Genomic DNA, 12,297 nt, shown 5'->3' with positions numbered 1-12,297 from the left:
CCGGTGCGAACCGGATACCCCGACTACACAGGCCCGAAATACCGGGGAAACATACCCGTAACATCACGGGCGGGAGCGGCCGCCGCGATACGATGGGGTCCATGACCCGACAGCCCCTCATTGCACCATCCATACTCGCCGCCGACTTCGCGGACCTCACGACAAGTGTCGCGGAGGTGCCCGGGGCCGACTGGCTGCACATCGACGTGATGGACGGGCATTTCGTCCCCAACCTCAGTTTCGGCCTCCCGGTGGCGGACGCTGTCCGGGGCATCTCCGACAAGTTCCTCGACGTCCACCTGATGATCGAGGACCCTGCCCGTTGGGCGCCGGATTACGCGGCCTTCGGCAACGTCACCTTCCACCTGGAGGCGGTCGCGGACGTGGACGCGGCCGTCGCGCTCGCCGGGGTACTGCGGGACGCCGGAACCCGGGCAGGGGTCAGCATCAAGCCGGGCACCCCGGTGGAGCCGCTGCTGGACCACCTGGCGGATTTCGACGTGGTCCTGGTGATGAGCGTGGAACCCGGGTTCGGCGGACAGTCCTTCATGCCGGAGGTGCTCGACAAGGTCCGTGCCCTCCGCTCGCGCATCGACGCGGACGGGCTCGACACCCTCGTCGAGATCGACGGCGGGATCGGCCCGGACACGATCGGGGACAGCGCCGCCGCCGGCGTCGACGTCTACGTCGCCGGATCCAGCGTGTTCGGGGCGGACGGGCCGGAGGCCAGGATCGACGAACTGCGGACCCTCGCCTCGGGGGCAGTGCGGTGATGAACCTCGAGGACGCGGTACGGGCCGCCGATGCCGCCGGTCACGCGGTGAAGGGGACGACCGGCACGAACCCGCCGGTGGGCGCGGTGGTCCTCGATGCGTCCGGCACGGTCGTCGGCACCGGGGGCACAAGTCCGGTCGGCGGCCCGCACGCCGAGGTCAATGCCCTGGATCAGGCGGGGGAGCGGGCGCGGGGCGGCACCGCGGTGGTCACCCTGGAACCGTGCAACCACACCGGACGCACCGGCCCGTGCACCACGGCCCTGCTGGCCGCCGGCATCGCCCGCGTCGTGTTCGTCTTCGCCGACCCGGGGGAGAAGGCGGGGGGCGGGGCTGCCCACCTGCGGGCCAGGGGAGTGGAGGTCACCGGCCCACTGCTGGGGGCCGGGGCGGAGCGCACCGGTGTCCCGCCGTTCAGCGTGGAACCGTGGCTCGCCGCGCAGCGGCTCGGGCGTCCGCACGTCACCCTCAAGTACGCGGCCACGATGGACGGTTTCGCCGCCGCCACCGACGGCACGAGTCAGTGGATCACCGGCGCTGACGCCCGCGCACATGTCCACGCCGACCGGGCGCGGCGGGACGCCATCATCGTCGGCACCGGCACCGTGGCGGTCGACGATCCGCGGTTGACGGCGCGGCGGCCGGACGGGTCGCTCCACGGTCACCAGCCGCTGCGTGTGGTGGTGGGTGACGCGGCTCTTCCGGAGGACGCCGCCATCCTCCCGGCACTGCACCTGCGGACCCACGACCTGGATTCGGTTCTCGCTGAACTGTGGAACCGGGGGATCGTCGACGTCCTCGTCGAGGGTGGGCCGCGGCTCGCCGCCTCGTTCGTCGCCGCCGGGCTGGTGGACGCGGTGCACAGTTACACCGCTCCCGCCCTGCTGGGGGCCGGGCTCCCGACGGTGTCGCCGTCACCGCAGACCGGGACAACCATGGACGGCATCCAACGCCTCACCATGCGGTCGGTGGAGCTCCTCGGCGGCGACGTTCTCACGGTCGCCGTGCGTGACCCGGGTTGAGCCCGGGTCCCCGTCCCGGACAGTGATATTTTCATCAATGCCACCCGAAAGCCCTCCCGCGGGGCACTGTCGCCTAGACTCAACACCCATGTTCACCGGAATCGTTGAGGAGGTCGGCACCATCGGTGCCGTCGAGCGCACCGCGGACGCCGCACGCATCAGAGTGACCTGCACGGACGTGGTCACCGATGCCGTCCACGGCGCATCCATCGCCGTCAACGGGATCTGCCTCACCGTCACCGGGTTCGACGGCGCCGGCTTCTGGGCCGACGTGATGAAGGTGTCCCTGGACTACACGGCGCTCGGGGAGACCGGCGAGGGCAGCCGCGTGAACCTGGAACGCGCGACCCCGGCCGGCGGGCGGTTGGGCGGCCACATCGTCCAGGGCCACGTCGACGGCACCGCCACCGTCACCTCGCGTACCCCGGGGAGCGACTGGGAGATCCTCCGCTTCACGCTGGACGACCCGGCGCTGGCACGCTACGTTGCGAAGAAGGGCAGCGTGGCGGTCAACGGCACCTCCCTGACCGTGTCCGAGGTGGGCCCACCGCAGGACGCCTGGTTCGAGGTGTCGCTGATCCCCACCACCCTCTCGGAGACCATGCTCGGCGACCTGGAGCCCGGTGCACACGTCAACATCGAGTGCGACGTGCTCGCGAAGTACGTCGAGCGGCTCACCGCCGCGGACAGCACCACCATCAACCAGGAGGAGGCCCGGTGACCGCCGAGGACACCTACCGCCGGACGTCGCTGCTGGACCCGGTCGAGGACGCCATCACCGACATCGCCGCCGGAAAGCCCGTCGTCGTGGTCGACGACGAGGACCGGGAGAACGAGGGCGACATCATCTTCGCCGCCGAGAAGGCCACCCCGGAGATCGTCGCCTTCACCGTGAAGCACTCCTCCGGTTACATCTGCGCGGCCCTTCCCGACGGGGAGGCCGACCGCCTCGGCCTGCCCCCGATGGTCGCCCGCAACGAAGACGTCCGCGGGACCGCCTACACCGTCACCGTCGACGCCGCCGAGGGCATCACCACCGGCATCAGCGCCCACGACCGCGCCCACACCCTGCGACTGCTCGCCGACCCGGCGTCGACCCGCGACTCCTTCCACCGTCCGGGCCACGTCGTCCCCCTGCGGGCGAGGAGGAACGGGGTCCTGCAGCGCGGCGGCCACACCGAAGCCTCGGTGGACCTGGCCCGCGCGGCGGGACTGCGTCCGGCGGGCGTGTTGTGCGAGGTCGTCTCCGAGGACGACCCGACCGGTATGGCACGTCTGCCGGAACTGCGCCGCTTCTGCGACGAGCACGGGCTCTCCCTGATCTCCATCGAACAGCTCGCCGAGTGGCGGCGCGTCCACACCCCGGTCGTGACCCGCAGCGTCGAATCCCGGCTGCCGACCACCCACGGCGACTTCCACGCCGTGGGCTACAGCGGCATCGTCGACGGGGTCGAGCACGTCGCGCTGGTCGCCGGGGACGTCGCCGCCGACGGCGGGGAGGACGTCCTGGTCCGGGTGCACTCCGAATGCCTCACCGGCGACATCTTCGGCTCCCTGCGCTGCGACTGCGGTGAACAGCTCTCCACCTCCCTGGACCTCATCAACGACGCCGGACGGGGCGTCCTGGTCTACCTCCGGGGCCAGGAGGGCCGGGGGATCGGCCTGGTGCCGAAGCTGCGCGCCTACAACCTGCAGGACGAGGGCCTCGACACCGTCGACGCGAACACCGCCCAGGGGCTGCCCGTCGACTCCCGCGAGTACAGTGCGGCCGCGCAGATCCTCCGTGACCTGGGCGTCAGTTCCGTGGCACTGCTGTCGAACAACCCCGAGAAGCGCCTCGACCTGGAGCGCCACGGGATACCGGTGACCCGCCGCGTCCCCGTCGAACTGCCGTCCAACCCGGAGAACGAGGCCTACCTGCGGACCAAGCGTGACCGCATGGGGCACCAGCTCGACTCCCTGACCACCTAGACCCCACAGGAGGACCACCATGCCAGCCGAGGGATTGGCCGACCTCACGATCGGCCCCGGGGCCGGCGAGGGCCTGCGCATCGCCGTGATCACCGCGTCCTGGAACCCGGAGATCACCGACCTGCTGCACGAGCACGCCGTCGACGCACTGACCTCGGTCGGCGTCCTGGTGGGGCAGTGGCGGGTCGCCGGGGCGGTGGAATTGCCCGTTGTCGCCGCCGAGGCGGCAAGGAGCTTCGACGCGGTCGTCGCGAACGGCTGCGTGATCCGTGGGGCGACCGCCCACTTCGACTACGTCTGCGACGCCGTGACCTACGGGCTGACCCGGGTGTCCCTCGACTCCGGGAAGCCCGTGGGCAACGGCGTGCTCACCGTGGAGGACCACGCACAGGCCGTTGACCGCTCCGGTGCGCCGGGGTCGGTCGAGGACAAGGGCGCGGACGCCGCACGGGCGGCGCTGCACAGCCTGCTGGTCCTCAGGGACATCCGCGCGCGCAGCTGACACCACCATTTTTATCGTCACCGGGTACGCGGGGTAGTCTGGTGTGCTGTGAGCAGTTCTGAACCGGTGACCAGCGCACCCGCCGCAGCATCAGGTGCGGACGCCCCGTCCGACCCCCGTGCGGCCGAGTGGCGGTTGACCGTGAAATCCCCGTTCCTGACGACCTGGGCCTGCATCGGAGCCGTGGTGGTCATGGCGGTGCACGTCTTCATGGCCTTCGTGTCCGGGGTGGGGGACACGGGCGCGACGGTCAGCACCGTCGACCAGTGGGCGTTCATCGGACTCGGCGCAATCTTCGCGCTCGCGGTCCTCTCCCTGCTGCGTCCACGGGTCCGGGTCAACGAGGAGGGTGTTGAGGTCCGCAATGTCCTCGGCGCCCAGTTCTACCGCTGGAACATCATCCACGGGCTGTCCTTCCCCCGCAAGGCACGCTGGGCGCGGCTGGAACTCCCGGACTTCGAGTTCGTCCCCATGATGGCCTTCCAGGTCGCAGACAAGTCCACCATCGCCACGAAGGTGGAGGACTTCCGCGTGCTCGAGGACCGCTACATGCCCGACGAGTAGGCAGGCCCCACCATGGCTGATCCCGCGTCCTACCGCCCCGCTACCGGTGCAATCCCCACCAGCCCCGGCGTCTACACCTTCCGGGACGCCGACGACCGCGTGCTCTACGTGGGCAAGGCGAAGAACCTGCGCAGCCGGCTGTCGAACTACTTCCAGGACCCGGCGCACCTCGAGCCACGGATCCGGACCATGGTCCACACCGCCGACCACGTCCAGTGGACGGTGGTCGGCAGCGAGATCGAGGCGCTGAACCTCGAGTACACCTGGATCAAGAAGTTCGCCCCCCGGTTCAACGTGATGTACCGGGACGACAAAACCTACCCCATGCTCGCGGTGAGCGTGAAGGAGCAGTTCCCGCGGGTGTTCCTGTACCGCGGGCCGCGGAAGAGGGGGGTCCGCTACTTCGGCCCGTACCCCAAGGCCTGGGCGATCCGGGAGACCCTGGAGTCCCTGACGCGCGTCTTCCCCGTGCGCTCGTGCTCCACCGGCGTCTACCGCAGGCACGAGCAGCTGGGGCGTCCCTGCCTGCTGGGCTACATCGACCGCTGTTCGGCGCCGTGCGTCGGACGTGTCTCGCCGTCGGAGCACATGGAACTGGTGGACAGTTTCTGCTCCTTCCTCGCCGGCGGCAACACCGACCGGGTCCTCCGGGAGGTGCGCGGGGAGATGCAGGACGCCTCGGAGAACCTGGACTTCGAGCGGGCCGCCTCGCTCCGCGACCAGATCGGGGCGATGGAGAAGGCGATGGAGAAACAGGCGGTGGTGTTCTCCGACTCCACCGACGCCGACCTCATCGCCGTGGCCAGCGACGAACTCGAGGCAGCGGTCCAGATCTTCCACGTCCGTGGTGGACGCATCCGCGGCCAGCGCGGGTGGGTCGTCGAGAAGAAGGCCTCGAGCGAGGACAGTGCCGGTGACGGCGACAGTGCCGACACCGCCATCCTGCTGGAGGACTTCCTCACCCAGTTCTACGGCGACACCGCGTCACTGGCGGACGCCACAGAATCGGCGGTCGGCGGCAACTCCCGTGCACCGGGGGACGCCACGACCACCCTGGAACCCGTGCCACGGGAGATCCTGGTCCCCGTGCTGCCCGGTGACCACGCCCAGCTCACCGGGTGGCTCGAGAGCCTGCGCGGCGGGAAGGTGACCGTCCGGGTGCCGCAGCGCGGCGACAAGCGTGCGCTGATGGAGACCGCGACAACCAACGCCGACCAGGCGCTGAAGCAGCACAAGGTCGCCCGGGCGGGCGACCTGACCACCCGGTCCGCGGCGCTGAACGACCTGCAGGAGGCGTTGTGGATGGAGGACTCGCCACTGCGCATCGAATGCACCGACATCTCCCACATCCAGGGCACCGACGTCGTCGCCAGCCTGGTGGTCTTCGAGGACGGCCTGCCGCGCAAGTCGGACTACCGGCGCTACCGGATCCGTGAGGCGGCCGGCGACGGGCACTCCGACGACGTGGCATCGATCGCCGAGGTCGTCCGCCGCCGCTTCAAACGCCACGGCCAGGACCGTCTCGCCGTCCCCGAGGGTGACGACGGCGGGGACCTCCTCGAGGGCGAGGCGACCGCGGAGAAGGTCGAGGCCGGGTCCAGGAAGTTCGCCTACCCACCGCAGTTGTTCATCGTCGACGGCGGGAAGCCCCAGGTCAACGCGGCACAGCAGGTCCTCGACGAGCTCGGGGTCACCGACGTGACCCTGGTCGGGGTGGCGAAGCGCCTCGAGGAGCTCTGGATCCCGGGTGACGACTACCCGGTGATCCTGCCCCGCAACTCCCAGGCCCTGTACCTGATCCAGCAGATCCGTGACGAGGCCCACCGCTTCGCCATCACCTTCCACCGGGCGAGCCGCGGACGCCGGATGACCAGGTCCGCCCTCGACGAGGTCCGGGGGCTGGGGCCCAAGCGCCGCTCGCAGCTGGTGAAGGCCTTCGGGTCGGTGGCCAGGGTCCGCGAGGCCGGGGTGGACGGCATCACTGAACTGCCCGGCTTCGGACGCTCACTGGCGGAGTCGGTCATGGAGGCACTGTCGGGGCCGGGGAACAACGGTTCCGGCTAGGATCGTGGCATGGACACGCGATCGGATCAGCAGCAGGAGGCCTCCCTCGTCCTCATCACCGGGATGTCGGGGGCGGGCCGCAAGGAGGCGGCGACGGTCCTCGAGGAGATGGGCTGGTACGTCGCCGACAACCTGCCCCCCGAACTGATCATGCGCATGGTCGAGCTCAGTTTCGAGTCCGACTCCCCGGTGGAGCGCCTGGCGGTGGTCACCGACGTACGCTCCCGCGACTTCGTCGGCTCCCTGACGGAGGTGCTGTCCACCCTGCACGACACGGGACGCCGTCCCGTGGTGCTCTACCTCGACGCGGACGACCGCACCCTGATCAGGCGTTACGGACAGGTCCGCCGGATCCACCCGCTGCAGGGGGACGAGACGCTGCAGGCGGGCATCGACCGCGAACGCGAGATGCTCGGCGGGATACGGCAGCGGGCCGACATCGTCCTTGACACCACCGGCACCAGCGTCCACGACCTGCGCCGGGCCCTGGAGGAGTACTTCGCCGCGCTCAGCGACCGCCGTGAGCACATCACCGTGCAGTCCTTCGGCTTCAAGAACGGCACCCCGAAGGACGTGGACATCCTGCTGGACGCCCGCTTCCTGCCCAACCCCTACTGGGATCCGGAGCTCAGGGACTTCAGCGGCCTGGACCGGGCCGTCGCCGACTTCGTCCTGTCGCGGCCGGAGGCCACGGAGTACCTGGACGCGATCGACCGGATCGTGACCACCGCCCTTCCCGGGTACCGCAGGGAGGGCAAGCACTTCATCACTCTGGCGGTGGGGTGCACCGGCGGCCAGCACCGCAGCCCGGCGATGGTGGAGGCGGTCGCCGAGCGGTTGCGCGGCACCCCCGACCTCGACGTGCGAACCGTCCACCGCGACCTGGTGCCCGCGCACGCGGACCACCTCGACACGAAGGGGATGGCGTGAGCGGGTACCAGCCACTGGACAGGATCACCTCCCTGGGAGGCGGCCATGGCCTGTTCGCCACTCTGCGCTCCGCGCGCGCGGCGGCAGACTACGTCACCGCCGTGGTCACGGTTGCCGACGACGGGGGGAGCTCGGGGCGGATGCGCCGGGAGCTCGGGTCGCTGCCGCCCGGGGACCTTCGCATGGCCCTGGCTGCCCTGGTGCGCGACACCCCGCGGGGCCACCTGTGGGAGGAGACGCTGCAGCACCGTTTCTCCGGGCACGGCGCGCTCGCCGGCCACGCCGTGGGCAATCTCGTCCTCACGGGTCTGACGGAGGTCATGGGGTCGAGCATCGAAGCGCTCGACGAGCTCGGCGAACTGCTGGGGATCAGCGGACGTGTGCTGCCGATGTCACCGGAGGCACTGGACCTGGAGGCCGAGGTCCAGGGACTCGGCGACGACCCGCGCGAGGTCAACGCCGTGCGCGGGCAGGTCGCGGTCGCCTCGACCCTCGGCCAGGTCCGCCGGGTGCGGTTGATCCCGCCGAACCCCGAGGCGTCTCCCGAGGCGGTCCAGGCCATCCTCGACGCCGACCTGGTCACCCTGGGCCCCGGATCGTGGTTCTCCTCGGTGATCCCGCACCTGCTGATGCCGGGGATCGTCGAGGCGCTCGCCGACACCGCCGCAACCCGGGTGGTGATCATGAACCTGGTCGCCGAACCCGGTGAGACCAGCGGGTTCTCGATGGAGCGTCACATCCACATGCTGCTGCAGCACTGTCCGTCACTGACGATGGACATCGTCGTCGTCGACACGTCCATCTCGCTGCCGAGCAACGAGCGGCGCCACCTCGAACGCGCCGCCGCACGGCTGGGCGCCACGGTGATCTACCGGGACGTCCGCGAGGACGATGACCGGGGACGGTGGACCGACCGCCACTCCGCGGCGAAGCTGTCCTCGGTCCTGCGCGAGGTGTCCTCGTGGCCGGACGGTACGCCCGGCGAGCCCGGGGCGGTATGATCTTGGAGTCCGCATCCAATCCGTAGAAAGGGGCACCACGCACAGTGGCACTGACGTCTGAGGTGAAGGACGAACTGGCCCGGGTCACGGTGACCCGGCCCGATGTCATGACCGCCGAACTGGCGGGCCTGCTGCGCTACAGCGCCGGGCTGCACCTGGTTGCCGGGCGCATCGTCGTCGAGGCGGAGGTCGACAGCGGGGTGACCGCACGCCGGGTGTCCCAGGCGGTCGATGAACTCTTCGACCTGACAGCGGAACTGCAGGTCGTGGGTGCGGGGAACCTGAACAGCGGCGCACGTTACGTCCTGCGCTGGGCGGAGGGCGGTACGGACCTCGCCCGCCGCACGGGCCTGATCGACCGTGCGGGCCGTCCGGTGCGCGGGCTTCCCCCGTTCATCATCGGGGGGACCGTGGACCAGTGCGTGGCCGCCTGGCGTGGCGCCTTCCTGGCGCACGGTTCACTGACCGAGCCCGGCCGCTCCTGTGCGCTGGAGGTCACCACGCCGGGCAACGAGGCGGCCCTGGCGCTGGTCGGCGCGGCCCGTCGCATCGGTGTCACCGCCAAGACCAAGGAGACGCGCGGAGTGATGCGGGTGATCATCCGGGACGGTGAGACCATCGGTGACCTGCTTACCAGGATGGGGGCCCAGCGCACACGCCTGGTGTGGGAGGAGCAGCGGATGCGCCGCGAGGTCCGTGCGACCGCCAACCGGCTCGCCAACTTCGACGACGCCAACCTGCGCCGTTCGGCCCGCGCGGCCGTCGTCGCCGCCGCCCGCGTCGCCCGTGCCCTCGAGATCCTCGCCGACGACATCCCCGACCACCTGGTGCAGGCCGGGACGCTGCGCGTCCAGCACCGCCAGGCGTCACTGGAGGAGCTCGGACAGCTCGCGGACCCGCCGATGACAAAGGACGCCGTCGCCGGGCGCATCCGGCGTCTGCTGACCATGGCGGACCGCCGGGCCGCCGAACTCGGGCTCCCCGACACCCACGCCGCCGTGACCGACGAGATCTTCGACCTCGACGACGAATAGCCCCACCCCCGACTGCGGGTTGATCCCCGCACCCCGCACCTTCGCGGCCTGTACCCTGGGAACCGACAACTCACCAGCCTTTCCAGACAGGAGCCCCACAGTGACGGTACGTGTAGGAATCAACGGATTCGGCCGCATCGGCCGCAACTTCTTCCGCGCTCTCCGCGAGAGCGGAGCGGATCTGGAGGTCGTCGCCTTCAACGATCTCACCGACAACAAGACCCTCGCCAACCTGCTGAAGTACGACTCCATCCTGGGCCGTCTCGACGCCGAGGTGTCCTACGACGACGAGTCCATCACCGTCGACGGCAAGCGTCTGGTCGTCTCCGCCGAGCGGGACCCGCAGAACCTGAAGTGGGGCGAGCTGGACGTGGACATCGTCATCGAGTCCACCGGGTTCTTCACCGACGCCACCGCCGCGAAGGCACACCTGGACGCCGGTGCCAAGAAGGTCATCATCTCCGCCCCGGCGAAGAACGAGGACGCCACCTTCGTCGTCGGTGTCAACCACACCGACTACGACCCGGCGAGCCACAACATCATCTCCAACGCGTCCTGCACCACCAACTGCCTGGCGCCGCTGGCGAAGGTGCTCGACGAGGAGTTCGGCATCGCCCGCGGCCTGATGACCACCATCCACGCCTACACCGGCGACCAGCGCCTGCACGACGCCCCGCACAAGGACCTGCGCCGTGCCCGCGCCGCAGCCCTCAACATCGTCCCGACCTCCACCGGTGCGGCGAAGGCCGTGTCCCTGGTGCTGCCGCAGCTCAAGGGCAAGCTCGACGGCTACGCCCTGCGCGTCCCCGTGCCCACCGGTTCGGTCACCGACCTGACCTTCGAGGCCAACTCCGAGGTGACCGTGGAGTCCGTCAACGCCGCGCTGAAGAAGCACGCCGAGGGCGAGCTCAAGGGAATCCTGTCCTACTCCGACGACGAGCCGCTGGTCTCCACCGACATCGTCGGTGACTCCCACTCCTCGATCTTCGACTCGGGTCTGACCAAGGTGATCGGCAACCAGGTCAAGGTCGTGTCCTGGTACGACAACGAGTGGGGCTACTCCCGTCGCCTGGTCGACCTGACCGCCTACGTCGGCGAGCGTATCTAGACCTCCGCACGCTTCGTCCGGCCGGGTCCCCCGTACCCGGCCACACACCCCACGGCGGGTCGGCATACGCCGGCCCGCCGTCGTACAGCTTCCATGAACCACAGGAGTGAACCCATGTCCGTCAAGACCATTGACGACCTCATCGCCGACGGGGTCGAAGGCCGGCACGTCCTCGTCCGCGCCGACCTGAACGTCCCGCTCAACGGGGGCGACATCACCGACCCGGGCCGCATCGACGCCTCGGTCCCCACCCTGCGCCGCCTGATTGACGCCGGCGCCCGCGTCATCGTCACCGCCCACCTCGGCCGTCCCAAGGGTCAGGCCGATCCGGAGTTCTCCCTGGCACCGGTCGCCGAGGCCCTCGCCGAGCGGCTCGACCAGTGGGTCCCGCTGGCCGCCGACGTCACCGGGGAGGACGCGCACGAGCGCGCCAACGGCCTCAACGACGGCGACATCCTGCTGGTGGAGAACGTCCGCTACGATTCCCGTGAGACCTCGAAGGACGATGCCGAGCGGGCCGCTTTCGCCGCGGAGCTCGCCGCCCTCACCGGTGACGACGGAGCCTTCGTCTCCGACGGATTCGGCGTGGTCCACCGGCGCCAGGCCTCGGTGTACGACGTCGCGTCCCTGCTGCCGCACTACGCCGGCGGCCTCGTCCAATCCGAACTCGAGGTCCTGAAGAAGGTCTCCGAGGACCCCGCCAAGCCCTACGTCGTGGTGCTCGGCGGCTCGAAGGTCTCCGACAAGCTCGGGGTGATCGAGGCGCTGGCCCCGAAGGTCGACAGGCTGATCATCGGTGGCGGCATGTGCTTCACCTTCCTCGCCGCCCGGGGCCACTCCGTCGGCAGCTCGCTGCTGCAGGAGGACATGATCGACACCTGCCGCGACCTGCTCGAACGGTTCGGCGACGTGATCGCACTGCCGTCCGACGTGGTCGTGGCACCCGCCTTCGCCGCCGACGCCCCCGCGACCACCGTCGCCGCGGACGCGATCCCGGACGACCAGATGGGCCTGGACATCGGACCGGACGCTGTCGCGTCCTTCGCCGGGGCCCTCGCCGCGGCGAAGACCGTGTTCTGGAACGGCCCGATGGGCGTCTTCGAGTTCCCGGCCTTCGCCGGGGGGACCAGGGGAGTGGCGGAGTCCATCATCTCCGCGACGTCCGCCGGCGCATTCTCCGTGGTCGGGGGCGGGGACTCCGCCGCGGCCGTGCGCACGCTCGGCCTGGACGAGGACGGCTTCAGCCACATCTCCACCGGCGGCGGCGCCTCCCTCGAGTTCCTCGAGGGCAAGGAACTGCCCGGCATCCAGGTCCTCGAGAACTGACA

The 12,297-nt window shown here is 70.1% G+C and carries 12 protein-coding genes; all 12 read left to right on the top strand.

The genetic code is table 11. The annotated features are described in order from the left end of the window. Positions 1–101 precede the first annotated feature (101 nt). The 12 genes from rpe (at position 102) to ACTIL2_RS01760 (ending at position 12,295) form a co-directional block, all read left to right on the top strand. Positions 102–773, top strand: coding sequence for a ribulose-phosphate 3-epimerase (gene rpe, locus ACTIL2_RS01815; RefSeq protein WP_442335737.1), 672 nt, complete (start codon positions 102–104; stop codon positions 771–773). Continuing rightward, positions 773–1,795: a bifunctional diaminohydroxyphosphoribosylaminopyrimidine deaminase/5-amino-6-(5-phosphoribosylamino)uracil reductase RibD gene (gene ribD / locus ACTIL2_RS01810; RefSeq protein ID WP_442335736.1), complete on the top strand. Its 1,023-nt coding sequence runs from the start codon at positions 773–775 to the stop codon at positions 1,793–1,795. Before rpe ends, ribD begins: the two co-directional genes overlap by 1 nt. An 88-nt stretch (positions 1,796–1,883) precedes the next feature. Continuing rightward, positions 1,884–2,516, top strand: a complete 633-nt coding sequence (locus ACTIL2_RS01805; RefSeq protein ID WP_442335735.1) for a riboflavin synthase — start codon at positions 1,884–1,886, stop codon at positions 2,514–2,516. Further along, on the top strand, positions 2,513–3,766 hold the full coding sequence (locus tag ACTIL2_RS01800; RefSeq protein WP_442335734.1) for a bifunctional 3,4-dihydroxy-2-butanone-4-phosphate synthase/GTP cyclohydrolase II: 1,254 nt from the start codon (positions 2,513–2,515) through the stop codon (positions 3,764–3,766). The genes ACTIL2_RS01805 and ACTIL2_RS01800 overlap by 4 nt, the downstream gene beginning before the upstream one ends. Positions 3,767–3,785: 19 nt before the next feature. Next, complete coding sequence (gene ribH, locus ACTIL2_RS01795; protein ID WP_442335733.1) at positions 3,786–4,268, top strand: 6,7-dimethyl-8-ribityllumazine synthase; 483 nt, start codon at positions 3,786–3,788, stop codon at positions 4,266–4,268. A gap of 48 nt (positions 4,269–4,316) precedes the next feature. Then, entirely contained in the window at positions 4,317–4,832 is a 516-nt protein-coding gene (locus ACTIL2_RS01790) for a PH domain-containing protein (protein WP_442335732.1), read from the top strand. A 12-nt stretch (positions 4,833–4,844) separates the two neighbouring features. After that, positions 4,845–6,896 carry an excinuclease ABC subunit UvrC gene (gene uvrC, locus ACTIL2_RS01785; RefSeq protein ID WP_442335731.1) on the top strand — a complete coding sequence of 684 codons (2,052 nt, stop codon included), beginning with the start codon at positions 4,845–4,847 and terminating at the stop codon, positions 6,894–6,896. Between the two features lie 9 nt (positions 6,897–6,905). Then, complete coding sequence (gene rapZ / locus ACTIL2_RS01780; RefSeq protein WP_442335730.1) at positions 6,906–7,826, top strand: RNase adapter RapZ; 921 nt, start codon at positions 6,906–6,908, stop codon at positions 7,824–7,826. Next, a complete protein-coding gene (locus tag ACTIL2_RS01775; protein ID WP_442335729.1) occupies positions 7,823–8,827 on the top strand; it encodes a gluconeogenesis factor YvcK family protein in 1,005 nt (334 codons plus the stop codon). Before rapZ ends, ACTIL2_RS01775 begins: the two co-directional genes overlap by 4 nt. A 44-nt stretch (positions 8,828–8,871) precedes the next feature. Continuing rightward, complete coding sequence (gene whiA, locus ACTIL2_RS01770; RefSeq protein ID WP_442335728.1) at positions 8,872–9,861, top strand: DNA-binding protein WhiA; 990 nt, start codon at positions 8,872–8,874, stop codon at positions 9,859–9,861. Between the two features lie 100 nt (positions 9,862–9,961). Next, positions 9,962–10,969 (top strand): type I glyceraldehyde-3-phosphate dehydrogenase, encoded by a 1,008-nt coding sequence (gene gap, locus ACTIL2_RS01765; protein WP_442335727.1) that lies wholly within the window; start codon positions 9,962–9,964, stop codon positions 10,967–10,969. A 114-nt stretch (positions 10,970–11,083) separates the two neighbouring features. Continuing rightward, the gene (locus ACTIL2_RS01760) at positions 11,084–12,295 is read left to right on the top strand and encodes a phosphoglycerate kinase (RefSeq protein WP_442335726.1); all 1,212 of its coding nucleotides are present in this window, start codon (positions 11,084–11,086) and stop codon (positions 12,293–12,295) included. Positions 12,296–12,297: the final 2 nt, after the last annotated feature.

This window comes from Corynebacterium sp. (genome assembly GCF_052107835.1).
Lineage (GTDB): Bacteria > Actinomycetota > Actinomycetes > Mycobacteriales > Mycobacteriaceae > Corynebacterium.
This window is presented reverse-complemented; position numbering and strand designations above follow the sequence as displayed.